The organism is Streptomyces coelicoflavus, from assembly GCF_003112555.1.
Lineage (GTDB): Bacteria > Actinomycetota > Actinomycetes > Streptomycetales > Streptomycetaceae > Streptomyces > Streptomyces coelicoflavus.
Genome location: NZ_BEWB01000002.1, coordinates 841,699 through 868,684, shown reverse-complemented (window position 1 = coordinate 868,684; position 26,986 = coordinate 841,699). Strand labels below are relative to the sequence as shown.

The window sequence follows — 26,986 nt, the reverse complement described above, 5'->3', positions numbered from 1 at the left end:
CTCAGCGGGTTTCTGCTGTCCGCTCAGAGTCCGCACGAGCCCCGTCACCCCCCTCCGCGAACGCCCCGTCGATGGCCTTCCGGGTCCGGTCCTCGGAGTCCGGGAACAGGTGGCTGTACACGTTCAACGTCATCGCCGCGTTCGCGTGCCCCAGCCGCTCCGACACCACCTTCACCGACTCGCCCGCCGCGATCAGCAGCGAGGCGTACGTGTGCCGCAGCGCGTGCAGTCCCGTCGCCGCGAGCTCCAGCCGCTTCCGCGCCGGCCGGAAGGCTCCGTCCATGAACCGCGTGTAGACGACCGGGCCGTCGTCCGGGCCGCGGAAGAGGAAGTCGTCCGGCTCGGCGGGGAACGCCTGGAGGTGCGCGACCAGGGCGTGCACCACGGTGTCGGGCAGCGGGACAACGCGGTACGACTCCTTGGTCTTCGGCGGACACACTCGCACCTCGCCGCCCTTGGTCTGCTGCACCTGCTGCTCGACGCGCAGCTGCCGCTTGAAGAAGTCGACGTGCCGCACCTCCAGGCCGAGCAGCTCCCCCGGCCGCAGGCCCGTACCGGCGCCCGTGAGGATCAGGGCCCGGTACCGGTCGGGCATCTCGTCGGCTAGGGCGCGCACCTGGTCGACCGTGAGCGGCTGCACCCGGCGCCGGGGCACCTCGGGCAGGCCGACGCCAGCGCACGGTGAGGTGGCGATGAGCCGGTCCTCCACGGCCGCCGCGAAGACCGCGCGGATGCTGTTGTAGACGGTGCGGATCGTGGAAGGGCTCAGCGGCTTGAAGCCCTCGCGCGGCTTGCTGAGGCCGGTCACGAGGGCCTGCACGTCGCTGCGGCGGATCCGGGCGAGGGGCCGGTCGCCGATCGCCGGGTAGGCGTGGACGCGCAGGGCCTTCTCCACGCCGGCCGCGGTCGTCGGCCGGTGCGGCTTGGCCTGCCGCCACTGCTCGCCGTACGTGCGGAAGGTGACGCGGCCGGCGCGCGGGTCGACGTACTGGCCGGTGAGCTGTGAGGCGCTGACCTCGTCGAGCCAGCGCTGTGCGTCGATCTTCCGCTCGAAGTGGCGGGAGTGCTCCTTGCCCGCGTCGTCCCGGTAGCGGGCGCGCCACTTACCGTTCGGGCGCTTCGCGATGCTGGCCATGGTCGTCCCCCTCGCCCCGGACGTGCTCGATGCCGCCGATCACTGCTCCTGTGACGCCCCGACCGTTCTGGCGACTGACGCGCATGTCGGCGATCGATACCTCACCGAAGAACGTCCGTTCGTCGACCCCGGGCAACGGCTTCTGGCCACGCACCCAAGCCCGGACGGTGTCAGCGTCCTCGACCCGATTGGCGGCCACCTGATAGGGCGCGTCGTTTACCGGGACCAGGAGGTTGACGGGCGCCACGTCGAAGACGAGCGCCAGGGCCAGCAGTTCGTTCACGCTGACGGTTCGCCGCCGGCCTGCCTCGAAGTTGGCGACGATCGAGCGATCCCAGCGCAACCCGTACGGCTTCAGGCGCGCCCCGAGCTCGGCGGCAGTCCACCCGCGGTGGCCGCGTAGTTGTTTGGTCCGCGCCCTGATCGTGTCGATCGGGCCGACCGCCCCCTTCTCCGTGTGTTCCATAAGCACTTTCTACCAGCTGTGGACACGATCGGCAATGTCCGTCTACAGTCGTACCCAGCACAACGGGTGTCTTCAACCCGTAGAGTGTGCGTTCAGAACACAAGGAGTGCTCGTGAACCGTCGTCCGCTCGCCACAAGGGCGCAGGTCGCCGAGTACTTCGACCTCTCGCCGAACACGGTCAAGGACCAGGTGTACCGGCAGGTCGGAGTCGGCCGGCTCGCGTTCCGCGTCGGCAAGTACCTCCGCTGGGACTGGGACGACATCGACGCCTACGTCGCCGCCCAGAAGCAGCAGAAGCAGATGGAGGCCGCCTGACCGCGTTCCAGCGCGGATCAGACGACCTCCCACCGCTCCACACACGCCGAAGCCCCGGCTCATTCGCTCGCCAGCGACCGGGGCTCCAACAGAAACGGATGTACCGATGATGGCACACAGCACCCACATCGCGCCCCTCGACCGCGTCACGAACGGGCACCTGCCCTTCGTCGTCCGGGCCGCCGAGGCCACCGCCGCCCGCGCCGAGCAGGACGAGCCGCAGGCCGGCGCCTGCCACTTCCGGGACTGCGAGGACACCACCCCGGGCCACTTCGACCACTTCGCCCACAGCGTGCCCGGCCTGGAGGTCAAGGACGGAGACGACCGCCTCATCGAGGCCGGGTTCGCCGCCTGCTCCGGCTCCAACCCCGCGCCCGTGGTCTACCTGCGGAACTGGGAGGCCAACAACATGGCCGAGCTGGTCGCGAAGGTCGACGAGATCCGCCGGATGCTCGACGCCACGCTCGAGTTCGGCGCCCGCGTCTTCGCCGACGGAGACCGCGCCTGATGACCGCCCGCACAACGCAGGGGAGCCCCGACGCCACCACGGCGCCGGGGCGCCCCCGCGTTCCCGGCCAGTGGCCGACCCCCAGCACCGACGAGATCGGCCCCACCTACGCCGCCCTGATGCGCGAGCGGGCCCGCCGCGTCCTCGTCATGCAGTCGATCCGAGCAAGCCTCCAGGAACAGCCCAGCCTCCGCGCCGTCCTCGCCTGCGCGCGCCGCTGGGTCGCCGACGTCACCCGCACCGCGGATGAGGTCGCCAAGAGCAAGCGGGAGACCCGTAAGTGAACGCCTTCAACCGGCTCGCCGACCTCCTCAGGGACAAGGGCGAGCCGACCCTGTACCGGGGCGGGGCCATGCGCACCCGCGGTATCTGCCACGACGGCGACGCCCCGGACACCGTGGCCTTCCGGCCCGGGAACAACGGCTCCCTCGTCATCCACTGCCACAAGTGCGACGGGAACAGCGAGTTCCTCGCCGCGCTCGGCTGGACCGAGTCCGACCTGTACGACGAACCCCTGCCCGAGCGCGAGCGGCCCGCAGACGACGTCTGGCTGCCCTGCACCCGGCACGGCCACAAGCGGGTCGCTCAGTACGTGTACCGCGACGCCAACGGTGCCGTCGTCCACGGCGTCACCCGCTGCGACCACAAGGACTTCGCGCAGTGGCGCCCGGACACCACCACCCGGTCGGGGCGCCGCTGGTCCCTCAACGGCCCTGACGGCAAGCGCCTCGTGCCCCTGGTCCCCTACAGGCTGCCCGAGCTGCTGGCCGCAAAGGAGAACGACCGCGTGATCTGGATCGCCGAGGGCGAGAAGGACGTCCACGCCCTCGTCGACCACGGCCTCGAAGCCACCTGCAACGCGGGCGGCGCCGGGAAATGGACTGGTGAGCACTCCGCGTACTTCGAAGGCGCGGACGTGACCATCGTTGCCGACCGGGACGACAAGGGCCGGGAGCACGCGATCGCCGTCGTCGACAGCCTCCGCGGCCTGGCCCGCTCGGTGTACGTCGTCCAGGCCCGCACCGGCAAGGACGCCGCCGACCACTTCGCCGCCGGCCACAAGGACGCCGACTTCCTCAACGTCTGGGCCCCGGTCCCGCACCCGCAGGACCCGGAGGTGACGGCGTGAACCAGAACCCCGAGTGGGCCGAGAACGTCAAGGCCGAGTCCGACGCCCACACCGCCGCCGAGAACGCCCCGGAGGAGGACCTCCTCCCGAAGTCGTTCACCCCGGGCGGCACGTTCTTCCTCCAGGCGCAGGAGACGCCCCCCGCGGTCTGGGGAGAGGGCGGCGACGTGCTGTGGGCAGAGGGCGAATCGCTGATCCTCGCGGGGCCCCAGGGCGTCGGGAAGACCACGATCGCCCACCAGATCATCCGGGCCCGCCTCGGGCTCCAGGACACCGTCTTGGGCCTCCCCGTGCAGCAGGGCAGCAAGCGCGTCCTGATGCTCATGATGGACCGGCCCGCGCAGGCTCGCCGAGCCGGGCGCCGGATCTACGGCAACGACGACGAGGCCTTCCTGAACGAGCACCTGGTCGTCTGGGAGGGCCCGCCGCCGTACGACCTCGCCAAGCGGCCGGAAGTCCTCGCCGCGATGTGCGAGCGCGCGAAGGCAGACACGGTCCTGATCGACTCCATCAAGGACGGCGCGATCGGCATCTCCAACGACGAGGTCGGCGCCGGATACAACCGGGCCCGACAGAAGGCCCTCGCCGAGGGCGTCCAGGTGCTGGAGAACCACCACACCAAGAAGGCCGGCACGAACGGCGGCGAGCCCAACAAGCTCGAGGACGTCTACGGATCGGTATGGATCACCGCCGGATCAGGATCCGTGGTCATGCTGTGGGGCGAGGCAGGCGACCCCATCGTGTCCTTCCGCCACCTCAAGCAGCCCATGAACGAGGTCGGGCCCTTCCAGCTCCTGCACGACCACGCCAGCGGCCTCACGACCGTCCGGCACACCGTCGACCTCCTCGACATGGCCCGTATCAAGGGTGTCCACGGCCTCACCGCCGTAGATGCCGCCGCAGCCCTCTTCGAGACCAAGAAGCCCAGCTCCTCGGACCGGGAAAAGGCACGTCGCAAGCTCACCAAGCTCGTCGACCAGGGCCTGCTGACAAAGGTCGACGCCGCGGCCCCCGGAGATCCAACCCGTTGGTTTCCCGGGCGGGCGTACGTCCCGTCACAGCAGGCGTCATGACCCTCACGGACCCCCTCACGCACCCCTCACCGGGCGAGGGGGTCACGCACCCCTCACGCACCCTCACGCCAAACCGAAAACCGCAGATCACAGCCTCACGCACCACCACACGCACCCACACGCACCAGGGGTCTCACGCTCCCCCCTCCTCTTAGAAGGAGGGGAGCGTGACCCCCCACCAGAAACGGAAGTCCACATGACCGACCTCATCCCCGCCGCACCCGGCTGGTACCTCAAGACCGACGACGACCCCGCCCTCGAACCGATCGTCGGCTGGATGCCCAGCACCTCCACCGACCCGGACGGCACGCTCGGCCACATCCTGCTGCCCTACATCGCGAACGGTCCCGGACTGCCCCCCAGCCTCGTCCCCAACCGGTCGTTCAGGAGCAGCAATTGGGAGGCCGTCTACCGGCCCAACCACGACCCCGCCAACGACTGACCCCGCGTCGCACCGCGGCGCACCCTGTCGCTCTCACACGCGCGCGTAACCACACCCCCCGAAAGGCACCCCGATGAACGGACGCCCCGCAGCCGTCACCGCCCTCGCACAGGGCCTCACCACCGCCCAGGCCGCCGAGGCCGCCGGGGTCACCACCCGCACCGTGCAACGCTGGGTCCACGACCCCGACTTCGGCGCCGAGGTCCGCGACACCCGCAAGCAGCTCCTCCAGAACGCGGCCGGCATGCTCGCCACCGGCGCGATCCGAGCCGCGGAAACCCTCTTCCGGGCCCTGGACGACCCGGACACCCGTAACCAGATCCAGGCCGCCCGCGTCATCTTCGACACCCTCCTGCCGCTGCGTGCCAGCGTGGAGTTCGAGGAGCGCATGGCCGAGATCGAGGCCCGCCTTGGAGAGCGTCAGTGAGCCGCGCCCTCGGTCGTCTGGCCGCCCGCCTGGACCGCGCCGAGACCGTGCTCACCGTCCACGACATCACGTTCCACACCGAGGCCGGCCGAACCTTCACCCTGCCCAGTCAGGACGTCCTCACGGCCATGAGCCAGGCCCTCAAGTGGCTGTACGGCGACGGCGAAGACCGGCCCACCGGGCCCGTCATCGAGCGGCTCGCCACCGCCGACCCCGGGGAAGGCGCGGACCTGATCACGCAGACCGCCATTGGTGCCGCCCGCCGCGTCGTCGCGGGGGTGAGGGAGTGACCGAGGAACTGCTGTCCCCCGACGAACTCACCGACCGCTGCTGGGCCGTCCTCGCCGCCGCCGCCGAGGACCGCCACGACGACGTGTCCGAACTCCTCGAAACCCTGCCCTGGCCCGACCTGGTCACCGTGGTCTGCGGCATCGGCGCGTTCACCGTCGGCGCCATGGCCGGCCGCGCCGGGCTGGACGAAGCGACGGCGCGGGCCGACGTCGCCGCCGTCGTCCGCCGGGAGCTGCTGGAGCGGCTCGCCCGACGGGAAGGGCCGACCGATGGCTGACACCGACGAGGAGACGCTCCTCCTCGCCGTCCCCCGCTCAGCAGCCGGGCAACTCGAACAGGTCCTGACCCTGGGCCTGATCGCCCTCTCCCTGCGCACCGGGGGCAAGCCCACCGCCCTGACCGACCGACTCCTGCGGGAGCTGCACAACGCAGCCCAGGGCCGCCGCAGTAGCGAACCCGCTACCCCACCCGCCGCACCCGTCACCGTGGACGAGTCCGGAGTGAGGAACGTGTTCAGCGTGGCAGAGGCCGCGGACCTGATCGGGTGCCACCCGAGCTACATCCGCCGCCTCTGCCTCGCTGGCCGTCTCCCCGCCCGGCGTACCGCGGGCGGTTGGCTCATCGACTCCTCCGCCCTGGACAGCTACCGCTACGGGCGCGAGGAGAACACGGGTGGGAAGCCAGGACCAGCATCGGCAGAACGAGCCGCAGACGAGCGCTGAGGCGTACGCCAAGGCCGCCGAACTCAAGCAGCAGGCCGACGCCGCCGACCAGGACGACGCGTTCGACATCAGGCAGCAGGCCGCGGACATGCGCCGGCACGCCGACGACCTCAAGCGGCAGGAGCGGCGCGCGAAGAACCGCGCCGACTCGGAGAAGGTGGAAGCCGCACTCACCGTCCGCCGCGCCTCCCGCCTCCACCCGATCGGAGGCGACGCAGCATGAGCGAGCAGCAGACCCCCGACGAGATCGAGCAGACCGCCGTCCAGGCCGTCACCGACGCGGACACGGCACTCGCCGACCTCGAAACCCGCGTGATCGCCGGTGAGGTCATCGACCCCGCCGACATCGAACGCGCCCGCACCCAACGGCACGTCGCCGGCCTCCAGCTCGAGGGCGCCCGCAAGCGCGCCGAGCAGCTGCGCACCGAGCAGGCCGCAGCCAAGAGGCAGCAGGCCATCGGTGACGCCGCCGCCGACCTCGACGCGCACTCCTTCACCGAGATCACCGCCAAGTACGCCGCCGCCGACGCCGCGGTACGGGACCTGATCACCGCCTGCCTGGACCGCAACACCGCGATCCGGCAGGCCCACCAGCGGCTGCGGCCGCACGGCGACTGCGAGCGCCTCCAGGTGTCCGACGCCACGCACGGCCGGGCCCCGTACGTCGTCATCGACGGGCAGCAGCACCAGACGGCCGACAGCCTCGTCGGTCCGCTGGTGCGCTACCTGCTCCAGCGGGCTGGCAGCGACTTCGGCAAGACCACGTTCGACATCCCCGGTGGGGAGTCGGTGACCCGTGCGCTCGGCAACTCGGGGATGCTGCACCCGCCGCGGGCTGCGGGCGGACGGTAGGGCGGCCGGCATGACGTTGAACGTCGGTGAGCTGGTCGCCACCATCACCGCCGACCCGCGGGGCATGACGTCGGGTCTGAACCGTGCCGAGGGCCTGCTGCGGGCCTCCGGACAGACGATGGCCGACGACGCCGATCGGGCCGGGCAGCAGGCCGGGCAGCAGCTCGGCGACGGCATCGTCGCAGGCGCTGACGGCCGACTGCGGGACCTGCGCGGCCGGTTCACCACCGCCGCCCGCCAGGCCGGAGACGACGCCGGAGACGCCCTCGGGGACGGCCTCGCCGACTCCGGCGGGGAAGGCGCAGAGCAGGCCAGCCAGACCATCGGAGACAAGCTCAAAGGCGGCCTGAAGCTCGCCGCGGCCGGGGTCGGTGCCGCTGCCGGGGCTCTGCTGATGCAGGCGTTCGGCGAGGCCATGGACCAGGGCCAGGCCGTCGGCAAGCTCCGGGCGCAGCTCGGCGCCACCCCCGCCGAGGCCAAGCGGTACGGCGAGATCGCCGGACGCCTGTACACCTCGGCGGTCACCGACACCTTCGAGGAGGGCACGCAGGCCATCCGGCACGCGATGCAGTCCGGACTCATCCCGCCGGACGCCACGAACGCGCAGATCGAGAGCATCAGCCGGAAGGTCACCGACCTGTCGAAGACCTTCGAGGTAGACCTCGGCGACGCCACGACCGCCGTCGGACAGATGATCCGCACCGGCATGGTCAGGGACGCCAACGAGGGCCTGGACCTGATCGGCAAGGCGTTCCAGATCAACGACAAGCGTGCCGACGACATGCTGGAGACCCTGAACGAGTACCCGACACAGTTCCGGGATCTTGGGCTCACGGGGTCGCAGGCTCTCGGCATCATGCAGCAGGGATTCGACGGCGCGTCGAAGGACAGCGACAAGGTCGCGGACGCGCTGAAGGAGCTGAACATTCGTGTTCAGGACCTGTCCGGCGCCGAGGGCTTGCAGAAGCTGAAGATCGACGCGAACGAGGCTGCTGCCGCGTTCGGCAAGGGCGGTCCGGAGGCTGCGGCGATGCTCGACCTGATCACGGATCGGCTCCGTGCGGTCAAGGACCCGAGCGAGCGCTACCGGCTGTCTCAGGAGCTGCTGGGCACGCAGTCTGAGGACCTGTCGAAGGCGCTGCTGTCCATCGATCCGTCGCAGGCGAACGAGCGGCTGGGTGACTTCAAGGGCACCCTCGATGAGGCGGGCAATGCGCTGCGGGACAACGCCGGCACCCGCGTCAAGCAGTTCCAGCGCGGCCTGCAACAGGGCGTCGTCGACTTCCTCGGCGGCACCGTGATCCCGGGCCTGGCCTCGTTCGGGAAGAAGCTCGGCGGGATCTGGGACACGGCCACCGCGGGTATGGACGGCGCGTCGCTCGCGGCGAAGCTGTCCGCCTTTGTGCCGATGCTCGGTGACGCGATCGCCTCGAAGATCGCGACGATCGGACCGAAGATCGCCGAAGGGCTGGCGATGGCCGGGTCGCGGGCCGCCGAGTGGGCCATGGCCAACCCGACGGCGTTCTTCAAGGTCGCGGCGTTCGCTGCTGCGTTCCTGCTGGCGCTGGCGTTCCTGCCGGAGCTGCTGATCGCCGGTGTCGCCGCGACCGTGGGCCTGATCATCGGCGGGTTCGTCGCGAAGCTGATCCAGGCCGCGCAGGTGAAGCTGCCCGAGTGGGGCGAGGCGATCAGCGACTGGTTCGGCGGCCTGTGGTCGAAGTACGTGTCCGGGCCGATCTCCCGCACCTGGAACAGCCTGGTCTCCTCGGTGAAGGAGCTGCCCGGTAAGACGGTCGGTGCGCTGGCCGCGCTCGGGTCGATGCTGGCCTCGACGGCGGCCCGGCACTGGCAGCGGTTCAGTACGGCGACGGCGCAGAAGGTCGTCGGTTTCATCAGCTGGGTGCGGGGCATCCCAGGCCGGATCACCGGAGCGATCGGCAACCTGGGCTCGCTGCTGTACAGCAAGGGCGTCGACGTGGTCCGCGGCTTGTGGAATGGGATCAAGTCCATGGGTTCCTGGCTGCGTTCCACGCTGATCGGCTGGGCGAAGGATCTGGTGCCGGGCCCGATCGCGAAGGCCCTCGGCATCAGTTCGCCGTCGAAGGTCATGGCGAAGGACATCGGCCGGTGGATCCCCGCGGGTATCGCGAAGGGCATCACGGACAACGCCGGCGTCGTCGACCGGACGATGTCGGGCCTGGTGGACACGCCTACACCGTCGGCGACCATGTCGGCGAGCATGGGGGCCGTCGGCGGCGGGCAGGGCGGCCGCGGGGCGCAGGCGCCCCGAGTCGTCCGGCTCGACGGCGGCAGCGAACTCGGCGACGCGATCATCAAGCTCATCCGCCAGCGTGTCGGCGTCAGCGGCGGCGACGTGCAATTCGTGCTGGGGAGGTAGGGCGTGAGCCGGAAGACGAAGCCGCGGAAGCACCGTGCCGACTCGGCGCAGATCGTCGCCCTCGTACAGGCCGCCGTGCCGCAGCTGCTGCGCACAACACCGGACGGTGAGCACGAGGTGTGGCAGTGCGGGCCCGCCACGGTCGTCGTACCGGTCATCCCGGACGATGCTCCGGTGGAGTTGCGGCAGGCGCTCACGGCGCACCGTAGGGCCGCCACGACGGCCCGCTGCCCGCACTGTCGGGTGAAGGCTGGGGTGACGGTGTCCGGGGTGTGGGAGGTGCGGCACGCGGCCGTGTGCCCGGGGGACCCGGAGCAGCTGGTGAAGCTGGGTGAGCGGCTGGGGGTGGGGATCACCCGCCGGGCGTGAGTGCGGCAGGGGGCGAGGGGCGTGGCCTACGCGGTCGCGCCCCTCAGTCGTGCCCGCGCCCGCGTGGGGCGGACCCTCGCCCACCAGCCCCTACGACTGGCCGCCCGCGGGGAGCGCGATGACGAACACGCCCTTCCCCTGCACGCCCTGCACCAGGCCCTCATCGGCGAGTACCTCGAGCGCGCTCTTGATCGTGCGCCGGGAGACGATGCCGCCCGTTTCCGCCTCCAGCTCAGCTTGGGAGGGCAGGCGCCGGCCTACCGGGATTTCACCCGCGTGGATGCGGTCGCGCAGCACGTTGGCCAGCTGCACGTACATCGGCGTCATGGCGTCCCGGTCCAGCTCGATCATGCTGCGACCGTATGAGCACCACCAGGGCGGACATAGATCTGCCTAGGCCGTCTGAGGACGTGCCAAGACGTACTAAGTCGGCGTACGGTGTGTGACCTGGACAACAGAAGCCCCCGCAGCCTGGCAGGGCTCGGGGGCGTGGCCGACGGGTGGAGTCGACATGGACGAGGTTACGCAGGACCAGGTCCCCAAGGGCACCCCTACGACCGCGGGCTACTGCTCGTGGCATCAGCGGATCGTCGACAGCGTGCGGCGTATCCAGCTCAGCGAGGCGGGCAGCGGCGGGAAGATCCATTACGCCTGCGTGCACTGCATCCGCATCTTCAAGCTCACCCCCTACGAGGACCAGCAGTGAGCGGGGCCCTTCCCGACGCGGCCACCCTGCCCCGCAACGTCTACTCCGGATGGGCCTGCGTGCACTGCGGGACGTCGCTCGCGGTGACGGGCGGGGTGTCGGCCGGCCGAGCGTCCGGCCGCTCGGGCGCCCATGATCTGTCGGTGGAGGTGTACTGCTGCCCGCCCCTGTCGGGCTGCGGGCCGACGAGACTCCGGTCCGGCGACGTGCCCCCGTCGTAGCCGGACCGGGACGCGGAACGGCCCCCGAGAGCGAACCAACTCGGGGGCCGTTGCCGTGGGCGGGCGCCTACAGCTTATGCAACAAGGTGCACAAGCGGGGTCACTTCGGGTGGCCGCAGTTCTCGGTCCACCATCCGCACGTCGGGCAGTACTCGTGCACGCGTGCCAGGAGACGACGGATCATCGCTCGGTCACCCCCTCGACGATGTGGACGTGGGTGTGGGTGAGGTCGCCGGGCTCCGCGCTGGTGTAGATCAACATCCCCTTCTGAGTCTGAGAAGGGGTCACGCCGATGAGTTCGTGACCAGCGCATTCGCTGCAAGAGGGGCGGTCCTCCCCCGGTGGGGGAGTGGCGGGCATATCGGACACCGGGCGGGACACGGTCCACCACGTGGCGACCGTGGCGGCCGCGACCGTGGCGAGGATGCCGGCCGCGTCGGAGACGGCGAAGACGACCGCGAGGACGGTCCCGCCGAGGACGACCAGGACCAGCGCACCGGCGAGCACGCTCCGCTCCTCCGGCTCCTCGGTCTGCTTGCCGCGGCCCATCACAGGGCCCCGTACAGGCCGTCGCCGAGCCAGTTCACGGCGACCGCGATCGGCGCCGCAGCGAACCCGGCCACGCCCGCGCTCGTACCGAGGCAGATCCCGCACCAGACGCCCCGCTTCAGGTCCGTCCCGTACCGGTTCTTCCGGGCCAGCACGACCATCACGGCGGTGAGGATGAGGACGATGCCGCCGCCGGCCTGCGTCAGCGGCAGGTACTGGGCGGCGCCCGCGGTCTGGCCGGCCTGCCCGCCGACGCCCCAGACGAGGGCGACGTCCCCCAGCCACGAGGAGATCCACAGGGCGGTGTCGGCTGCCCAGCCGATGAGGCCGCCGACGCCGAGGACTGCGAGGACGCCGTACGTCCAGGAGAGCAGGAACGGCAGGAGGGCCGCGGCGTGGTGGGCGGGCTTGCTGCGAAGGGACTTGAGGCCGGGCCACCAGTCGGTGAGGTGCCAGGCGAGGACGAGGAGACCGACGGTCACGCCGCCGAAGGTGACGATCTGCATGGAGGGTCCTATCGGAGGACGGCCACGGCGAGCGCGGCGAAGGTGAGTACGAGGGCGCAGGTGCCGGTGACCGGCGGGACGGCGCGCGGGGCGACCGCGGCCAGCACGAGGAGGGCGGAGAGCGCGGCGAGCGCGTACAGGACGGCGAGGATCACGTGTCCTCCCGGGCGGTCCGCAGCAGGCGCCGGCCGTACGAGGCGGAGACGTCGAGTCGGGTTCCGACTTCGGTTCCGCTGAGTTCCGGTTCGGCCTGGAGCCAGCCGCGGACGGTGGCGACGCGCTTGCCGAAGGTGGTGTTCGCGGTGTCCTCGGACACGATGTCGGCGGCGCCGGTTCCGGCGGGCGGAACCGTGAGCGAAACCGGTTCCGGCGTCGGTTCCGGGGCTGGCTCCGCTGCGGGCTGGAAGCCGTTGGGGAGGCTGGCGAACCAGTCGGAGAGCGGCACGTCAGGGCCGGTTCCGCCCTCGGTTCCGCCGGTTCCGCCCGCGAGTTCCGCCACGGGCGTCCATGGGCCGAGGACGGGCCCGACCGGTGCGGCGTCGACCGGCTCAACCGTTGCCGTCTGGGCAACAGTTGCCCGCTCGATGGTGATCGGTTCCGCCGGGGCGGAACTCGGTTCCGGCCTCAGTTCCGCCGACGCCTCGATCGGTTCCGCCACGGCCGGGGCCGGTTCCGCCTGCCGCTCCGAGAGCCGGTGCACGCGCCACAAAATCACCGGAGGCAGCGCCGACACGGCCACCACCAGAGCCACCGAGACGGGCAGCATCCCGACCGCCACCAGATGGCTCGCCGCGTTCACGGCGACGAGGACCAGGACGACCGCGAACACGTCCCGACGGGCCCGGAGCGCGGCCAGGGCGTAGATGTCGAGGGACGCCGGGAGGCCGGCGGCGACGTACTGGCCGAAGCCGACGGCCGCCGCCAGTTCGTACTCGGCGGAGGCGAGGACGACGAGGACCGCGGCGAGCGCGGCCCACAACAAGGGGTCGCGCTTCACGCCGCCCTACCTTCTTGAGTGCGTCCCGTGAGCCACGGCTGAAGGACCAGCAGCAGGCCGAGCGGCAGCACGTCTGCCTTCGCCTGGTTGCACGGGTCGCAGGCCAGGACGAAGTTCGCCATGCGGTCGTAGCACCAGACGGAGCGGGGCACGAAGTGGTCCAGGGTCGCCTCGTCGGTGGACGCGAAGGGCACGCCGCAGTGGAAGCAGCGGACGCCGTCGCGGCGGCCGATGATGGCCCGGAGGCGGCGGCCGCGGTGGCCGCTGAGGCGGGAGGGGCGGCGCTTGCTCACTGGTCCTCCCCGGCGAGGATGACGAGCAGCTGGTCCGCGAGGGCGCGCACGCCGTGGGCGTACTCCTCCAGGGCGGCCGCGTAGGCGTACAGGCCGCGGGCGTCCAGCTCCCGCTCGTAGAGGTCGTCCGAGCCGTGGACGTGGTTCCCGGCCTTCTTCCCGGCGAACGGGGCCTGGGCGAGGCAGGCGGTGCTGAGGGTGAGTCCTCGGAACTCCAGGACGACGGCCGGGCTGGTGTGGAGGATCTCGACGCGGTGGTGGCGGGCATCGTGGCGGGGGTGGCCGGCGCACCACGAGGGTTCGGGGAGGGTCACCGCCCCGTGGTCGGCGGTGGGCAGGGTGACGGTACGGTTCACGGCAGGTCTGCTCCTGGTCTGGTCAGGTGTCGGACTCAGGCGCCGTTCGGTGGGTGAGATCACCGGGCGGCGCCGCTCTGTCTGCACGGGGCAGACGAGGGGACCAGGAGGACCACGGGCCGGGGAGTCCGCGGACAGTCCGCAGCACACTCGGAAGCGACCGGACGCAACCGGATTCGACCGTACGGAAAACCGCAGGTCACAAGGGGTGTAGTCGGTAAAGGCGCAGGTCAGACGACCGTGCCGCAAGTTCCGTACGAAGACCTGATCCGCGCCCGTGCGGCAGGCGTCAGACGAGGGCGACGGCCTCCTGCGGGGAGAGCCGGCCGCCCTCGGCGTACGCGGCGTCGTACGCCTCGGTGCCGAGGACCCCGCGGACGCGTTCGACGGCCCGCCCGCGCGCGTCCCGCTCCATGCCCGTCGCGACGTGCCCGGGCGGGAGCATCGCGTCGGCGGCGCCGAGGCACCGGGCGCCGTCCGCGGCCCGGGCGCCGCCGTCCAGGCGGGCCAGGGCCATCGCGGCGATGGTCAGGTACGCGGAGCGCATGTGCGGGGCGATGGCCGCGGACAGCGGGTCCTCGGCCCGCACCAACGACTTGCGGATCCCGGTCAGGCACTCCTCGTGCCGGTCCTCCAGTGTGGCGAGCCACGCCTCGGCGGCGAGGATGAAGGCGTCGAAGACGACGAAGTGCGCGATGGAGAACTCCTCGCGCAGCAGCCGCAACTGCTCGCCCGCGTCGGCCGCACGCCCGGTCATGCCCAGGTGCCCGGCGAGGAACAGCCGGGCGGCGGGCATCGCGCCGTTGTGGCCCGTCCCGGCCGTGCGGTCGATCACCCCGCGCAGTACCCGCTCGCCCCGCTCCGTGTCGCCCGCCTCGAGGAGCACGCTGCCGAGGCGGGCGTCCAGGACGTCCACCTGGGCGTGGGCACCGAGCCGCTCGGCGTGCTCGGCGGCGGCCCGGTAGTCGTCGGCGGCGAGCCGGTACTCGCCGACGCGTTCACGGGCCTCGGCGCGTCCGGAGAGGGCCTCGGCCATGCCCCAGGCGTCGCCGAGCCGGCCGTAGATCTCCAGCGACTCATCGGCGTCTCGGACCGCGTCGCCCGCCCAGTCGGTGCGGTTGGCGAGCATCTGGGCGCGCATCTGCAGGCCGCCGGCCAGCTCCCACTCGTAGCCGGGGGTCTCGCGGCAGGTGCGCAGGGTGGCGTCCATGATCTCGCGCAGCCGGTCCATGTCACCGGTGAGCATCACGGAGTAGAACCAGAGCAGGCCGGGGCTGGAACAGGTCTGCGGCATCCCCGGCTCGTAGGTGTCCGCGATGATGCGCAGCTTGCGCTGGGCCGCCGGGTTCTGCCAGGCGTCCAGCTCCGTGTCCATGCAGGCCAGATGGGCCAGGTGCACCCCGCGCCGGGCCTCGGCGAGGACCTCGCCGGTCATCGGGGGCGGGGCGGACGTGCACCGCTCCCACACCGGCCGGGCGGGGGTGCCCGGTTCGGCGAAGGGGTCCGGGCCGAGTGCCATCACCTCGACGAACCAGTTCCGGGCCTCCACCCGCAGGTCGCGCATCTGCCAGTACCAGACCAGCGACAGCGCCAGGCACAGCGCCTCCTGCTCGTCCCGCTCGGCGACGGCGTGCCGCAGGGCGGTGCGCAGGTTCTCGTACTCGCGCTCCAGCCGCTCGATGGCGGCGAGCTGCTGCGGGCCGCGGAGCAACGGGTCGGTGGTGCGGGCGAGTTCGCGGTAGTACGTGAGGTGGGCGCGGGCGGCGGCGGGGCGGGCGCCGGACTCGTCGAGGCGCTCACCGGCGTATTCGGCGACGGTCTCCAGGAGGCGGTAGCGCATGCCGTCGCCGTTGCCGCGGTCGGTCACGGGCGCGGCCACGACGAGGGACTTGTCGACGAGGGAGCCGAGGGCGTCCAGCGCGGCGGGCCCGCACACGGCCTCGGCGGCGGCGAGGTCGCAGCCGCCCGCGAAGACGGACAGCCGCCCCAGCACGTCGCGTTCGTCGGCGTCGAGCAGGTCCCAGGACCAGTCGACGACCGCGCGCAGCGTCTGCTGGCGGGGCAGGACGGTGCGGCTGCCGGAGGTGAGCAGGCGGAAGCGGTCGTCGAGGCGGTCGGCGATCTGGCGCGGGGTGAGCATGCGGAGCCGGGCGGCGGCCAGTTCGATGGCGAGCGGCAGTCCGTCGAGGCGGCGGCAGATCTCGGCGCAGGCGGCGGCGGTCTCCTCGTCGGCGTCGACGCGGAAGCCGGGGCGGGCGGCGGCGCCCCGGTCGGCGAGCAGCCGCAGCGCGGCGGGCTCGGGCAGCGGTTCCACCGGGCGCAGCGACTCCCCCGGTACGCCGAGGGGTTCGCGGCTGGTGGCGAGGACGGTGAGGTGGGGGCAGCGGGCGAGGAGTTCCTCGGTGAGGCGGGCGGCGGCGTCGACGACGTGCTCGCAGTTGTCGAGGACGATCAGCATGCGGCGCCGGCCGCAGTGCTCGACGAGCCGCTCGACGGCGGTGTCCTGCCCCTCGGAGGCGGTGACGGCCCGCATCTCCTCGGCGCCGGCGCGGTAGAGCACGGTCTCGCGGGCGCCGACGGCGGTCAGGACGGCCTCCGGTACGTCGGCGGGGTCGTCGACGGGCGCCAGCTCGGCCAGCCACACGCCGTCGGGCGCCGTGTCCCCGGCCCCGTCGGCGGCCTCCTGCGACAGCCGCGTCTTGCCTGCCCCGCCGGGCCCGAGCAGGGTGACGAGCCGGGTGCCCGCCAGGTCGGCGCGCAACGCCTCCACGTCCCCGTCCCGGCCGACGAAGGAGGTGAGCCGGGCGCGGAGGTTGCCCCGGGGGCGGACTCCCTCCGGGACGGACGTCGTGCCGGGGGCGGGCGTGGTGTGGGGCCCGTGTGACGTCCCGGTGGCGGGGTCGCTTCCCGGGGCGGGCGCTGCGGCGCGTCCCGGGGCCGGGTCGGGCGCCCCTGCCGGACGCGGTGTCGAACCGGGCACCGGACCCGGGCCGGAGGCCGCCCCGGACGCCGTGCCCGGACCGCCGCCGGACACCGGCCCCGGCGTCGAGGCCGACGCCGGGGCCGGTGGCGTGGTCGTGGCGGCCGGGGCGGTCGGGCTGAGCAGTTCCGTGTGGAGGGTCCGCAGCTCCGGGCCGGGGTCCGTGCCGAGACGGTCGGCGAGGAGGTGGCGTACGGCCTCGTAGGCGGCCAGGGCCTCCGCGGTGCGGCCGGTGTCGCGCAGGGCGCGCAGGCGCAGGGCCTGGAGGGGCTCGTCCAGGGGGTGGCCGTCGCACAGGGCGGTCAGCTCGGGCAGGGAGTGCTCGGCCTGTCCCAGGTCCAGGGCGGCGGTGTGGCGGGCGCGCAGGACGTCGAGGTGCCGGGTCTCCCAGCGGGCCGCCTCCGCGGTGCGGTCGGGCAGGTCGGCGAGGACGGGGCCGTGCCACAGCGCGAGGGCGTCGTCCAGCACGACGGCCGCCTTGGCGGGGTCGCCGTCGGCGAGGGCGCGGGCGCCCTCGCCGGAGAGCCGGTCGAAGCGGTGCAGGTCGACGTCGTCCGGGGTGGCGGTGAGCCGGTAGCCGCCGTCGGCCGAGGCGACCGCCTCCGCGCCCAGCGCCCGGCGCAGCCGCCCGACCAGCGCCTGAAGGGCGCCCGTCGCGTCGGCGGGCGGGTCCCCGTCCCACACCTCCTCCACCAGCAGCCCCGCCGGAACGGCACGGCCGGCCCGGAGGGCGAGCACGGTCAGCAGGGCGCGCAGCCGCGCCCCGCCGAGCGGGACGGCCGTGCCGTCGGGACGGAGTACCTGTGTGGTGCCGAGGATGCGATAGCGCACGGACCCATTGTCCCCGCTGCCGTCGGAGCCGGTCACGGGGTTTTGACCGCACGGCGTGGCCGCCCGCCGGTCCGGCTCCGGAACGACCGCCGCCCGCGAGACGTTTCCCCCGTGCGCCCGGTACCGTCGGGCAGTCCCGCGTCCCGCAGGTGCCCGCCACGCGTGCCCGACAGTCAGGGAGTTCCATGTCCGCCGCCACCGCCCGCCCCAGTGACCGGCGGATCAGTCCCGTCTTCCTCGGGATCGTCGCCGTCGCGGCGGTCACGGGCTGGGCCACCTGGACCGGGTTCGCCGAGCAGCCGGGGCTCGCCGTGTTCCTGTTCGTGACGGCGGCGTGGGTCGTCTCGCTGTGCCTGCACGAGTACGCGCACGCCCGCACCGCGCTGCACAGCGGCGACATCTCGGTCGGCGCGAAGGGCTACCTCACGCTGAACCCGGTGAAGTACACGCACGCCCTGCTCAGCATCGTCCTCCCCGTCCTCTTCGTGATCATGGGCGGGATCGGCCTGCCCGGCGGCGCCGTCTTCATCGAGCGCGGGCGGATCCGGGGACGCTGGCGGCACAGTCTGATCTCGGCGGCGGGCCCGCTGACGAACGTACTGTTCGCCGTCGTGTGCACGGCGCCGTTCTGGCTGGACGCGCTGGACGGCGTGCCGCGCGACTTCCGGCTTGCGCTGGCGTTCCTCGCGCTGCTCCAGGTCACGGCCGCGATCCTGAACTTCCTGCCGGTGCCGGGCCTGGACGGCTACGGCGTGATCGAGCCCTGGCTGTCGTACAACGTGCGGCGGCAGGTGGAGCCGCTCGCGCCGTTCGGGCTGCTGATCGTGTTCGCGCTGCTGTGGATCCCGGCGCTCAACGGCGTGTTCTTCGACGCGGTCGACGCGCTCCTGCGGAGCCTGGGGATCGGCGACGTCGACACGTACTGCGGCTTCGAGCTGTACCGCTTCTGGCAGACCGACCCGCTGTGCACGCCGGCCGGGTGAGGCCGCTCAGCCGGTGACGGACGGGGAGGACGCGGCACGCCGGGCGTCCCGGCCGCGCTTGACGTAGTACCAGCACATGTTGGACGACAGCCCCGACAGCAGCACCCACACGACGCCGATCAGCACGCTGCCCCGCACGAAGGAGACGACGGCGGCGGCCACGGCGAGTACGCAGACGACCAGGGCGTAGAGGGCGAGGCGGGGCATGGGAACGGCTCCTGTCGGGGGGACACTGGTACCGACCAGTGTCCCCCATCGCCTCATACGTCCGTGACGCGGAGCCCGGCGTGTGCCTTGTAGCGGCGGTTGACGGAGATCAGGTTGGCGACCAGCGACTCGACCTGGTGGGCGTTGCGCAGCCGCCCGGCGAAGACGCCGCGCATACCGGCGATGCGGCCCGCGAGGGCCTGCACGATCTCCACGTCGGCCCGCTCCTCGCCGAGCACCATCACGTCGGTGTCGATCTCGTCGATCTCCGGGTCCTGGAGGAGGACCGCCGAGAGATGGTGGAAGGCGGCGGCGACCCGGCTGTCCGGCAGCAGGGCGGCGGCCTGCTCGGCGGCGCTGCCCTCCTCGGGCTTGAGCGCGTAGGCGCCCTTCTTGTCGAAGCCGAGCGGGTTGACGCAGTCCACGACGAGCTTGCCGGACAGTTCCCCGCGCAGGGACTCGAGGGTCTTGGCGTGGCCGTCCCACGGTACGGCGACGATCACGACGTCGCTGCGGCGGGCGGTCTCGGCGTTGTCGGCGCCCTCGACGCCGTGCCCGATCTCCTCGGCGGCGGCCACGGCGCGCTCGGCGGCGCGGGAGCCGACGATCACCTTCTGGCCGGCCTTGGCGAGGCGGTACGCGAGGCCCTTGCCCTGGGGCCCGGTGCCGCCGAGCACGCCGACCACCAGCCCGGAGACGTCGGGCAGGTCCCAGGGATCCTTGGCCGGAGCCTTGGCGGGGGCCTTCTGTGCGGCGCTGTCCGCACTGTCGGTAGAGGTCATGGGGCGACCCTACGTCCGCGGGGGCCGGCTCAGGGGTACGGGTCCCGGCCGGTGGGAGGCGGTCCCCGGGGCGGGTGAATCCGGGGCGAACGCCGGACCGCGCGCGCGGGGTTGCGGCAGGATGCGGCGGCATGGACGCCGTACGGGTCGCGCTGCTGCGGGAAGTGCTCGCCGGGACCGAGTGGCTGGGGGCCACCCGGTCCTTCGCGGGGGCGCTGCGGGGGTCGGTGGTCCCGCACGGTGGCGGTCTGCTGCTGGTGGGCACCGCGGGGTACGAGCCCTGGCACCTGGCGGCGCACCTGGTGGACGAGGCCGCCTGGTCGGGGACGCCGGAGCTGGCGCCCACGCTGGTACGGCACGGAGCGCGCCCGTCGGACCCGGCGCACCTCGCGGTCGGCCTGGGTCGGCTGGCGGCGGCCCGGCGCGGGGAGACGCTGCTCGTGGTGACGCCCGACGATCCGGGCGCCGGGCTCCTGGAGCGGGTGCACGACGCCCGCCGGGCCGGGGCGACGGTGCTGGCGCTGGGCACCGACCGCGCACCGGGCGAGCGCGAGCTGACGGCGATGGCGCACGAGACGCTGACCGTCCCGGACGGCGCCGAGCTGGACCTGGACACGGTCCAGCACCTGGTCAGCGCCTCGGCCGGGGAGAACGCGGTGCCGCCGCCCCGGGGCCGCCGCCGCTTCCGCGACCGCCTGTCCCGCCTGGCCGACCACCTGACGGCCCCGCCGCCGTCGGGGTGGTGACCCGGGGCCCGCGGCTCGGCAGGGTCCGGGCGGGCGGCACGGCCGCGCTCGCGGGTCCGCGCGTGGCCGGCCGGCTCCGCGTGTGCTCAGTCGTCCCGGTCGCCGTCGGCGCTTCCCGTCGGGGAGGCGTCGTGCCACTTGGGGTCGTTCTCCCACTCGAGGTTGCGCTCGCGGGCCGTCTGCATCGCGTGCTCGGCCTCGGTGCGGGAGGCGTACGGTCCGAAGCGGTCCTTGCCCGGGCAGTCCGGGCCCTCCTCGACCTTCTGGTGCTCCAGGCAGTAGTACCACTCGCCCGGTTTGCCGACCGTGCGCTTCTTGAACAGGGCCATGGACAGCTCCTTCCGCCACGGACATGTTCCCCCATGCGTGCTGGTTAGACTCGCTGCATGTCTGGCCAGTCGCTGCTCGTCCCAGGGGAGCTGTCCCCCACCCGTTCCGTGCCCGGAAACATCCGCAGGCCCGAGTACGTCGGCAAACCCGCGCCGACGCCGTACACCGGACCGGAGGTGCAGACGCCCGAGACGATCGAGGCGATGCGCGTGGCCGGGCGGATCGCGGCGCGGGCGATGGAGGAGGCCGCGAAGCACATCGCACCCGGTGTGACGACGGACGAACTGGACCGGGTGGCGCACGCGTACATGTGCGACCACGGCGCCTACCCGTCCACGCTCGGCTACCGGGGCTACCCCAAGTCCCTGTGCAGCTCGGTCAACGAGGTCATCTGCCACGGCATCCCCGACTCCACGGTGCTGCGCGACGGCGACATCGTGAACCTGGACGTGACGGCGTACATCGGCGGGGTGCACGGCGACAACAACGCGACGTACCTGGTCGGCGAGGTGGACGAGGAGAGCCGGCTGCTGGTCGAGCGGACCCGGGAGTCGCTGGCCCGCGCGATCAAGGCGGTCAAGCCGGGCCGGCAGATCAACATCATCGGCCGGGTCATCGAGTCGTACGCGAAGCGGTTCGGGTACGGGGTGGTGCGGGACTTCACCGGCCACGGCATCAACTCCTCGTTCCACTCGGGGCTGATCGTCCCGCACTACGACAGCCCGCACGCGACGACCGTGATCCAGCCCGGCATGACCTTCACGATCGAGCCGATGCTGACGCTCGGCACCCACGAGTACGACATGTGGGACGACGGCTGGACGGTCGTGACGAAGGACCGCAGGCGGACCGCGCAGTTCGAGCACACGCTGGTGGTGACGGACTCGGGCGCGGAGATCCTCACGCTGCCCTGACCTCGGACACCCCTGGACGGCCCGCTCTCCCCGGAGGGCGGGCCGTTTCGCGTCCCGGCGGGTACGCTTTTACCGACAGACCGTCGGCAAACCTATTGACTTAGGTAAGCCTAACCATAGAAAATCATGGCCATGGACTCCTTCTCGACGCTCATCCGCACCGCCTCCCACGAGCAGCACGTGGAGGCGGAGACCTCGACGTTCATGAGCGACCTGCTGGGCGGGCGCCTCGGCGTGGACGCCTACGCGCGCTACACCGAGCAGCTGTGGTTCGTCTACGAGGCCCTGGAGGCCGGGGCCGGCCGGCTGGCGTCGGACCCGGTGGCCGGGCCGTTCGTCCGGCCGGAGCTGATGCGGCTGGCGTCGCTGGAGCGGGACCTGGCGCACCTGCGCGGCGCGGACTGGCGCACGGGGCTGACCGCCCTGCCCGCGACCGAGGCGTACGCGGCCCGGGTGCGCGAGTGCGCCGAGGAGTGGCCGGCGGGGTACGTCGCCCACCACTACACGCGCTACCTCGGCGACCTGTCGGGCGGGCAGATCATCCGCGACAAGGCCGAGCGGACCTGGGGCTTCGCCAGGAAGGGCGACGGGGTCCGCTTCTACGTCTTCGAGGAGATCACCAACCCGGCCGCCTTCAAGCGGGAGTACCGCGAACTGCTGGACGGCATCCGCGCGGACGACCTGGAGAAGCAGCGGGTCGTCGCCGAGTGCAAGCGCGCCTTCGCCCTGAACACGGCGGTCTTCCGGGCGCTGGGCGAGGAGTTCCCGCTGTCCGCCTGAGTCACCGCTCCAGGCGTACCCGACCGCCGATCTCGACCCAGCCCTCGGGCTGCGGTGCGGTGAGGATCTGGGAGCCGACGCCCTGGGTGATGTTGAGGGCGCGGCCCAGCCGTCCGGTCAGCAGCAGCGCCGCCGCGCCCGTCGCCTCGTCCTCGTGGATGCCGTCGTCGCGGCCGGGGAAGGCGCGGGCCCGCACCCGGCCCGCCGCCTCGTCCTCCCACGCCCAGGCATAGATCCACTCCCCGGGCGGCGGCACCGCGAGGTCGTCGACCTCGGCGACGGTGGCGTACTGGCGCAAGGTGCGCGGCGGGGCCCACTCCGGGCGGGCCTCGATCCAGCTGAACTCGCCGTCCAGCCGGGCGCCCACCACCCCGGCCGGCGTGACGAGTTCGGGCACGTCGAGCAGCCAGGCGGTGCCGACGCAGGGGTGCCCGGCGAAGGGCAGGCGCAGGGTGGGCGTGTAGATGTCGACGACGCCGCGCTCCGGGTCGTCGACGAACACGGTTTCGCTGAAGCCGAGTTTGGCGGCCAGCTCCTGCCGCCGCTCGGGCTCCGGCAGCACGGATCCGTCCCGGACGACGCCCAGTTCGTTGCCGTATCCGCCGTTGGGCGCGCAGAAGACCCGCAGTACGTCGTAGTCGGTCACCGGGGCATTCAAGCATCGTCCGCGGGCGGCCAGAGCGGGGTGGGGGCCTCGTCGTACGGGAGGGTGGCGAGCGCGTCCGTGTACCCGCGTTCCAGGGCGGCGCGTTGGCGTTCGGTCCCCGGTCCGGCGGGGCGCTCCGACAGCCGGGACATCCGCTCCGCGTGCCCCTCGGCGACCGCGTCGGCGGTCCGGCGCCACTCCGACTCGTCCGGCAGCCGGGCGAGTATCACGCAGGCCGGTTCGGTGCCCTCCGCCAGTGCCGCCACGGCCCGGTCGTGGCCGTCCAGGATCAGCCAGCCGTCGAGGAACGACACCCACCACAGCAGGACCGGGGCGAGGGTGCCGTCCCGGGCGTGCTTGCGGTACGCCTTCACGCGCGGCGCGCCGGGGGGCGAGAGCGGGCGCAGCGGCAGGACACCGTGCCAGCCGCCGCCGCAGAGCAGTTCGAGGACGGTGTCGGGCCAGTCCCGTACGAAGTCCTCGGTCCAGATGCCGGGGGCGAACGACGCGCGTGCGGTGAGCGACCAGCGTCCGTCGTGCAGCGGGCCGTGGGGGCTGTCCTCCAGCCGACGGGCGCAGCGGTGGCGCCAGTCGGCGGCCGGGTCCCGCATCGACGCGGCGCGCGGCGGTGGCAGCGGGGAGCGGTACCCGGGCAGGCGGCGCAGGTGCAGCTCGCGGCAGCAGCCGCCGCCGTGCCAGCGGGCCCGGGTGAGGGGGCGGTCGCCCAGGTGGAGCGTGGGCGGGCCGCCGTCCCGGGCCCGGACGAATCGCAGCGGCGGTGGGCCGGGGCGGCCCCGGACGTCCAGGACCAGGGGTCCCCCAGTCGTCGCTTCCCGCACCGCCCGTTCCATACGGCCAGTATCGGGCGCGGACCGCCCCGGCCCGCAAGGGATTACTCGGCGGACCGCGCCTGGGTCCGCCGCCTGCGCGTCGCGTACACCGCGCCCGCGCCGGCCACGACCGCGACACCGGCCGCCGCGCCCAGCGCCGGGCCGGGCAGGTCCGAGCCGGTGGAGGCGAGGCTGCCGCCGCCGATGGAACCGCCGGTGGTCGTGCCGGTGCCGCCCACGGTCGATCCGGTGCCTCCGGCGGTGCCCGCGCCCCCGCCGGCGGAGCCGCCCGCCGTGCCGGAGCCGCCGCCCGTGCCGCCGGACGTGTCCGGGCCGCCGCCGTCCGGCAGTCGGGCGTCGTCGCTCAGCGCCACCGAGAGGCCGACCGGGTCGAGGGCCGTGCCGGCCGGGTAGTTGCCGAAGACCTTGGCACCGGCGTCGGTGACGGTGGCGGCGATGCCGTCGACCGTGATGACGTTCTTGTCGGCCTTCAGGTCGCCGGACTTCGCCTCGAGGTCGGCCAGGACCACGCCCTCGGTCCGCGTGCCGAGGCTGTTCACGTCGGCGGTGAGGGTGCCGGTGCCGCCGTCGAGGGTGGCCTTGAGGTTGCTCAGGGTCAGGTCGAGGCCGTAGGTGCCGCCCGACTCGTGGCCCTTGAAGTTGACGGCGCCCTGGAAGGTGGCGGTCAGCCTGTCGGCGTCCGTGTCGTAGGTGCCGGTGGCGTCCTTGAAGGTGAACGCGCCGTTCCCGGCCGCCTGGACGGCACCGCCGGAGACGGTGACCTTGCCCTTGGCGATGTTGCCGACGACGTAGGAACGGAAGGACTCCTTGACGCCCCAGCCCAGGGTGCCGTCGGCGATCTCTCCCTTGGCGGGGGCCGCGCTCGCGGGGGCCGAGGGCGAGGCGCTCGTGCTCGCCGTGGGGCTCGGGTCCTGGGTGGCGGGCGTGGTCTGCGGGTCGGTCGGCCCGGGTTCGGTGGAGTCGGTCCCGGTCGGCTCCGGGCCGGTCGGGTCGGTGGAGGGCTCCGTGCTCGGACCGGTGGTCGGCTCCGTGCTCGGACCGGTGGTGGGTTCCGTGCTCGGACCGGTGGTCGGCTCCGGCGTCTTCTTGACGACCGTCAGCGGGTCTCCGGCGGCGCCCGCGTAGCCCGCGCTGCCGAGGTACTCGCCCGCCTCGGTGGTGAGGGTGGTCGCCATGTCGGTCATCGCGCGGGTCACGGCGACCTTGGCCAGCGGCACGTCGTCGCCCTTCTTGACGGGCGTCGCGCCGGAGGTGTCGACCGTCGTCACGTCGGCGGTGATCTCACCGGCGCCGCTGTCGAAGCGCACGTCGGTGAGGGTGACCTCGAAGCCGTGCGCGGCGGAGGCGCTCACCAGCCTGCCCCGGAAGCCGAGGTCGACGGCGTTCGTCGTGCGGTCGTAGGTGCCGGTGCCTTCGGTGAAGGTGAACGCGCCGTTCCCGGCGGCCTGGGTGGCGCCCTCCGAGGTGGTGAAGGTGCCGAACATGCCGACGTACGTCCGGTAGGACTGCTTGATGCCCCACGTCAACTCGTAGTCGGAGAGCGGGGATCCGGCGGCCGAGGCGGCGGCGGCGCCGCCCAGCGTGGCGAGGGCGGTCGCGCCGAGGGCGGCGGCCGTGGTCACGGCGGCGGCGAGTGCGGTGGAGCGGCGTCGTCTGACGGGCATGACTCGGTTCTCCTTGAGTGGTGTCGGGCTGGTGTCGGGGGTGTTCAGCCCTGGTCCGGGCCCGCCGGCGAATCGGCGGACGCGGTGGGCCGGGCGCGGCGCCTGCGGAGGGCGACGGCCACGAGGGCCGTGGCCGCCAGCAGCAGGGCGCCGGCCGCGAGGGAGACGGGAAGTGCGGGGAAGCCGTCGTCGTCGGTGGTGCTCGCGACGGGGGCGGCGGAGGTGCCGGCGCCGGTCTTGTCGGGCCGCGGGCTCGCACTCGGCGTGGGCCGGCTGCCGAGGTCGGGCAGGGCGGGCAGCCGCGCGTCGGCGGTGAGCGCGACGGCGAGGGAGACCGGGTCCATCTCGGTGCCCGCCCGGTACATGCCGCCGAAGGCCTCGGCACCGCGCGCGGTGAGCTTCGCGGGGGCCTCGGTGACCTTCACCAGGCCGCCGGCCGGCTTCAGGTCGCCCGCGGTGAAGGTGACCAGGGGCACCTTCCGCTCCTTGACGTCCGGGCTCGTCACGTCGGCGTACAGCGTGCCCCGGCCGTCCTCGACGACGGTCCGTACGTTGCCGAGGCTCAGGTCGAGGCCGTGGGCGCCGGTGAAGCGGACCGTGCCCTCGAAGGCGGCGGTGAGGCCGCCGTCCTCGTACGTCCCCTCGCCGCCGGGGAAGCGGAACAGCGCGCCGCCGTCCCGGGCGCCCGCGGTGAGGGCCCACGTGCCGTCGGCGATGTCGCCGGTGACGTACTCGCGGAAGGTGCGGCGCACGCCCCAGTCGACGGCGCCGTCCCGGATCGCGCCGCCCGACGTCTTCGTGGGCTCCGGCGACCCGGCGGACGGTGCGGGGGTGTCCGACGGCCGCGTGTCCTGCCGCGACGCGGGCGCCTTCACGTCGGCGGACAGGCTCACCGGGTCCAGCGCGGTGCCGGCGGTGTAGTACCCGGCGAAGGACCGGGCGCCCTCGGCGGTGAGGGTGGCGGGGACGTTGTTCAGGGCGACGGTGCCGCCGCCGCCCCGCATGTCGATGCCGCCGAGGGAGAGGGAGGCGAAGGGCACCTGACGGGACGTCGTGACCGCCCCGGTGTCCTTCGCCCTGCTGACGACGTCCACGTGGAGCGTGCCGGTGGAGCCGGAGATGCTCACGGTGGGACGGCTGAGGGTGAGGTCGAGCCGGTGGGCGCCGGTGCCGGTGCGGTGGCCGAGGAAGTGCACGCCGCCGGAGAAGGCGGCGCGGAAGGCGCCGGTGGCGGCGTCGTAGGTGCCGGTCGCCGAGTGGAAGCGGAAGGCGCTGTCCCCGACGGTCGCCGCTCCCCGGGTGAGGGAGTAACTCCCCTTGGCCACCGGCCCGGTGACGTAGCTCTGGAAGGAGGACTTGATGCCCCAGTCGAGCCGTCCGCCCTGCACGGGTCTGCTCTCGGCGTGTGCGGCGGTCACGGGCAGCAGGGCGCCGAGGACGGCCGCGCACACCACGGTGACCAGGGCGCGAAGACGGGCGGGCATGCGAAGTCCTCCGGATCGGGGGGCCGGTAGCG

General features: G+C 72.9%; 36 protein-coding genes. 19 read left to right on the top strand and 17 right to left on the bottom strand.

Going from position 1 to position 26,986, the window contains the following annotated elements; all coding sequences use genetic code 11:
• Nucleotide 1 precedes the first annotated feature (1 nt).
• Nucleotides 2-1,135 carry a tyrosine-type recombinase/integrase gene (locus tag Sco07f_RS04095; RefSeq protein WP_108986971.1) on the bottom strand — a complete coding sequence of 378 codons (1,134 nt, stop codon included), beginning with the start codon at nt 1,133-1,135 and terminating at the stop codon, nt 2-4.
• Nucleotides 1,104-1,601, bottom strand: coding sequence for a helix-turn-helix domain-containing protein (locus Sco07f_RS04090; RefSeq protein WP_108986970.1), 498 nt, complete (start codon nt 1,599-1,601; stop codon nt 1,104-1,106). Before Sco07f_RS04090 ends, Sco07f_RS04095 begins: the two co-directional genes overlap by 32 nt.
• 112 nt (nt 1,602-1,713) lie before the next feature.
• Here Sco07f_RS04090 and Sco07f_RS04085 point away from each other — a divergent pair, with 112 nt between their 5' ends.
• The 14 genes from Sco07f_RS04085 (at nt 1,714) to Sco07f_RS04020 (ending at nt 10,128) form a co-directional block, all read left to right on the top strand.
• Nucleotides 1,714-1,917, top strand: a complete 204-nt coding sequence (locus Sco07f_RS04085; protein ID WP_108986969.1) for a helix-turn-helix transcriptional regulator — start codon at nt 1,714-1,716, stop codon at nt 1,915-1,917.
• Between the two features lie 106 nt (nt 1,918-2,023).
• A complete protein-coding gene (locus Sco07f_RS04080; protein WP_108986968.1) occupies nt 2,024-2,425 on the top strand; it encodes a hypothetical protein in 402 nt (133 codons plus the stop codon).
• On the top strand, nt 2,425-2,709 hold the full coding sequence (locus tag Sco07f_RS04075) for a hypothetical protein (protein ID WP_108986967.1): 285 nt from the start codon (nt 2,425-2,427) through the stop codon (nt 2,707-2,709). The genes Sco07f_RS04080 and Sco07f_RS04075 overlap by 1 nt, the downstream gene beginning before the upstream one ends.
• The gene (locus Sco07f_RS04070) at nt 2,706-3,554 is read left to right on the top strand and encodes a hypothetical protein (protein ID WP_108986966.1); all 849 of its coding nucleotides are present in this window, start codon (nt 2,706-2,708) and stop codon (nt 3,552-3,554) included. The genes Sco07f_RS04075 and Sco07f_RS04070 overlap by 4 nt, the downstream gene beginning before the upstream one ends.
• Entirely contained in the window at nt 3,551-4,627 is a 1,077-nt protein-coding gene (locus Sco07f_RS04065) for an AAA family ATPase (protein ID WP_108986965.1), read from the top strand. The genes Sco07f_RS04070 and Sco07f_RS04065 overlap by 4 nt, the downstream gene beginning before the upstream one ends.
• A gap of 196 nt (nt 4,628-4,823) precedes the next feature.
• Complete coding sequence (locus Sco07f_RS04060) at nt 4,824-5,069, top strand: hypothetical protein (RefSeq protein WP_108986964.1); 246 nt, start codon at nt 4,824-4,826, stop codon at nt 5,067-5,069.
• Between the two features lie 73 nt (nt 5,070-5,142).
• Nucleotides 5,143-5,496, top strand: a complete 354-nt coding sequence (locus Sco07f_RS04055) for a helix-turn-helix domain-containing protein (protein WP_108986963.1) — start codon at nt 5,143-5,145, stop codon at nt 5,494-5,496.
• Nucleotides 5,493-5,786, top strand: coding sequence for a hypothetical protein (locus tag Sco07f_RS04050; RefSeq protein ID WP_108986962.1), 294 nt, complete (start codon nt 5,493-5,495; stop codon nt 5,784-5,786). Before Sco07f_RS04055 ends, Sco07f_RS04050 begins: the two co-directional genes overlap by 4 nt.
• Nucleotides 5,783-6,064 carry a hypothetical protein gene (locus Sco07f_RS04045; protein ID WP_108986961.1) on the top strand — a complete coding sequence of 94 codons (282 nt, stop codon included), beginning with the start codon at nt 5,783-5,785 and terminating at the stop codon, nt 6,062-6,064. Before Sco07f_RS04050 ends, Sco07f_RS04045 begins: the two co-directional genes overlap by 4 nt.
• Complete coding sequence (locus Sco07f_RS04040) at nt 6,057-6,509, top strand: helix-turn-helix domain-containing protein (protein ID WP_108986960.1); 453 nt, start codon at nt 6,057-6,059, stop codon at nt 6,507-6,509. Before Sco07f_RS04045 ends, Sco07f_RS04040 begins: the two co-directional genes overlap by 8 nt.
• On the top strand, nt 6,460-6,732 hold the full coding sequence (locus Sco07f_RS04035; RefSeq protein ID WP_108986959.1) for a hypothetical protein: 273 nt from the start codon (nt 6,460-6,462) through the stop codon (nt 6,730-6,732). Before Sco07f_RS04040 ends, Sco07f_RS04035 begins: the two co-directional genes overlap by 50 nt.
• Nucleotides 6,729-7,361, top strand: coding sequence for a hypothetical protein (locus Sco07f_RS04030; protein ID WP_108986958.1), 633 nt, complete (start codon nt 6,729-6,731; stop codon nt 7,359-7,361). The genes Sco07f_RS04035 and Sco07f_RS04030 overlap by 4 nt, the downstream gene beginning before the upstream one ends.
• Nucleotides 7,362-7,371: 10 nt before the next feature.
• On the top strand, nt 7,372-9,759 hold the full coding sequence (locus Sco07f_RS04025; RefSeq protein ID WP_108986957.1) for a phage tail tape measure protein: 2,388 nt from the start codon (nt 7,372-7,374) through the stop codon (nt 9,757-9,759).
• A 3-nt stretch (nt 9,760-9,762) separates the two neighbouring features.
• The gene (locus Sco07f_RS04020) at nt 9,763-10,128 is read left to right on the top strand and encodes a hypothetical protein (protein WP_108986956.1); all 366 of its coding nucleotides are present in this window, start codon (nt 9,763-9,765) and stop codon (nt 10,126-10,128) included.
• 90 nt (nt 10,129-10,218) lie between these two features.
• On the opposite strand, the gene Sco07f_RS04015 is transcribed toward Sco07f_RS04020, so the two are convergent.
• Nucleotides 10,219-10,479: a GntR family transcriptional regulator gene (locus Sco07f_RS04015; RefSeq protein WP_108986955.1), complete on the bottom strand. Its 261-nt coding sequence runs from the start codon at nt 10,477-10,479 to the stop codon at nt 10,219-10,221.
• Nucleotides 10,480-10,639: 160 nt separating this feature from the next.
• Here Sco07f_RS04015 and Sco07f_RS04010 point away from each other — a divergent pair, with 160 nt between their 5' ends.
• A complete protein-coding gene (locus Sco07f_RS04010; protein WP_108986954.1) occupies nt 10,640-10,834 on the top strand; it encodes a hypothetical protein in 195 nt (64 codons plus the stop codon).
• A gap of 401 nt (nt 10,835-11,235) precedes the next feature.
• Here the strand turns inward: Sco07f_RS04010 and Sco07f_RS04000 are convergent, their stop codons facing one another.
• The 7 genes from Sco07f_RS04000 to Sco07f_RS03975 all read right to left on the bottom strand — a co-directional run bounded on the left by Sco07f_RS04000 (nt 11,236) and on the right by Sco07f_RS03975 (nt 17,567).
• Entirely contained in the window at nt 11,236-11,604 is a 369-nt protein-coding gene (locus tag Sco07f_RS04000; protein WP_108986952.1) for a hypothetical protein, read from the bottom strand.
• Complete coding sequence (locus Sco07f_RS03995) at nt 11,604-12,110, bottom strand: hypothetical protein (protein ID WP_108986951.1); 507 nt, start codon at nt 12,108-12,110, stop codon at nt 11,604-11,606. The genes Sco07f_RS04000 and Sco07f_RS03995 overlap by 1 nt, the downstream gene beginning before the upstream one ends.
• Nucleotides 12,111-12,118: 8 nt before the next feature.
• Nucleotides 12,119-12,265, bottom strand: a complete 147-nt coding sequence (locus tag Sco07f_RS39695) for a hypothetical protein (protein WP_159106922.1) — start codon at nt 12,263-12,265, stop codon at nt 12,119-12,121.
• Nucleotides 12,262-13,107 (bottom strand): hypothetical protein, encoded by an 846-nt coding sequence (locus tag Sco07f_RS03990; protein ID WP_108986950.1) that lies wholly within the window; start codon nt 13,105-13,107, stop codon nt 12,262-12,264. Before Sco07f_RS03990 ends, Sco07f_RS39695 begins: the two co-directional genes overlap by 4 nt.
• Nucleotides 13,104-13,400 (bottom strand): HNH endonuclease, encoded by a 297-nt coding sequence (locus Sco07f_RS03985; protein ID WP_108986949.1) that lies wholly within the window; start codon nt 13,398-13,400, stop codon nt 13,104-13,106. Before Sco07f_RS03985 ends, Sco07f_RS03990 begins: the two co-directional genes overlap by 4 nt.
• Complete coding sequence (locus tag Sco07f_RS03980; RefSeq protein WP_108986948.1) at nt 13,397-13,756, bottom strand: DUF6907 domain-containing protein; 360 nt, start codon at nt 13,754-13,756, stop codon at nt 13,397-13,399. Before Sco07f_RS03980 ends, Sco07f_RS03985 begins: the two co-directional genes overlap by 4 nt.
• Before the next feature lie 289 nt (nt 13,757-14,045).
• Entirely contained in the window at nt 14,046-17,567 is a 3,522-nt protein-coding gene (locus Sco07f_RS03975; protein WP_244941979.1) for an AfsR/SARP family transcriptional regulator, read from the bottom strand.
• Between the two features lie 185 nt (nt 17,568-17,752).
• On the opposite strand from Sco07f_RS03975, the gene Sco07f_RS03970 reads away from it, so the two are divergent.
• Nucleotides 17,753-18,550 carry a site-2 protease family protein gene (locus Sco07f_RS03970; RefSeq protein WP_087791214.1) on the top strand — a complete coding sequence of 266 codons (798 nt, stop codon included), beginning with the start codon at nt 17,753-17,755 and terminating at the stop codon, nt 18,548-18,550.
• A gap of 6 nt (nt 18,551-18,556) precedes the next feature.
• Here the strand turns inward: Sco07f_RS03970 and Sco07f_RS03965 are convergent, their stop codons facing one another.
• Entirely contained in the window at nt 18,557-18,757 is a 201-nt protein-coding gene (locus tag Sco07f_RS03965) for a hypothetical protein (protein ID WP_167468006.1), read from the bottom strand.
• A 53-nt stretch (nt 18,758-18,810) separates the two neighbouring features.
• The gene (npdG, locus tag Sco07f_RS03960; protein WP_007448898.1) at nt 18,811-19,539 is read right to left on the bottom strand and encodes an NADPH-dependent F420 reductase; all 729 of its coding nucleotides are present in this window, start codon (nt 19,537-19,539) and stop codon (nt 18,811-18,813) included.
• Between the two features lie 131 nt (nt 19,540-19,670).
• Here npdG and Sco07f_RS03955 point away from each other — a divergent pair, with 131 nt between their 5' ends.
• Nucleotides 19,671-20,285: a hypothetical protein gene (locus Sco07f_RS03955; RefSeq protein WP_054102084.1), complete on the top strand. Its 615-nt coding sequence runs from the start codon at nt 19,671-19,673 to the stop codon at nt 20,283-20,285.
• 86 nt (nt 20,286-20,371) lie between these two features.
• On the opposite strand, the gene Sco07f_RS03950 is transcribed toward Sco07f_RS03955, so the two are convergent.
• On the bottom strand, nt 20,372-20,614 hold the full coding sequence (locus Sco07f_RS03950) for a hypothetical protein (protein WP_054102083.1): 243 nt from the start codon (nt 20,612-20,614) through the stop codon (nt 20,372-20,374).
• A gap of 57 nt (nt 20,615-20,671) precedes the next feature.
• On the opposite strand from Sco07f_RS03950, the gene map reads away from it, so the two are divergent.
• Together map and Sco07f_RS03940 are read left to right on the top strand one after the other, a co-directional pair.
• Nucleotides 20,672-21,529 carry a type I methionyl aminopeptidase gene (gene map, locus Sco07f_RS03945; RefSeq protein ID WP_007446079.1) on the top strand — a complete coding sequence of 286 codons (858 nt, stop codon included), beginning with the start codon at nt 20,672-20,674 and terminating at the stop codon, nt 21,527-21,529.
• Between the two features lie 132 nt (nt 21,530-21,661).
• On the top strand, nt 21,662-22,309 hold the full coding sequence (locus tag Sco07f_RS03940) for a biliverdin-producing heme oxygenase (RefSeq protein WP_108987087.1): 648 nt from the start codon (nt 21,662-21,664) through the stop codon (nt 22,307-22,309).
• A gap of 1 nt (nt 22,310) precedes the next feature.
• On the opposite strand, the gene Sco07f_RS03935 is transcribed toward Sco07f_RS03940, so the two are convergent.
• The 4 genes from Sco07f_RS03935 to Sco07f_RS03920 are packed head-to-tail and all read right to left on the bottom strand — an operon-like array spanning nt 22,311 to nt 26,954.
• Complete coding sequence (locus Sco07f_RS03935; RefSeq protein WP_054102082.1) at nt 22,311-22,955, bottom strand: PhzF family phenazine biosynthesis protein; 645 nt, start codon at nt 22,953-22,955, stop codon at nt 22,311-22,313.
• 8 nt (nt 22,956-22,963) lie between these two features.
• Nucleotides 22,964-23,806 carry a hypothetical protein gene (locus Sco07f_RS03930; RefSeq protein ID WP_167468005.1) on the bottom strand — a complete coding sequence of 281 codons (843 nt, stop codon included), beginning with the start codon at nt 23,804-23,806 and terminating at the stop codon, nt 22,964-22,966.
• Between the two features lie 41 nt (nt 23,807-23,847).
• Entirely contained in the window at nt 23,848-25,470 is a 1,623-nt protein-coding gene (locus Sco07f_RS03925; protein ID WP_108986945.1) for an HtaA domain-containing protein, read from the bottom strand.
• Between the two features lie 44 nt (nt 25,471-25,514).
• A complete protein-coding gene (locus Sco07f_RS03920) occupies nt 25,515-26,954 on the bottom strand; it encodes an HtaA domain-containing protein (RefSeq protein WP_108986944.1) in 1,440 nt (479 codons plus the stop codon).
• Nucleotides 26,955-26,986: the final 32 nt, after the last annotated feature.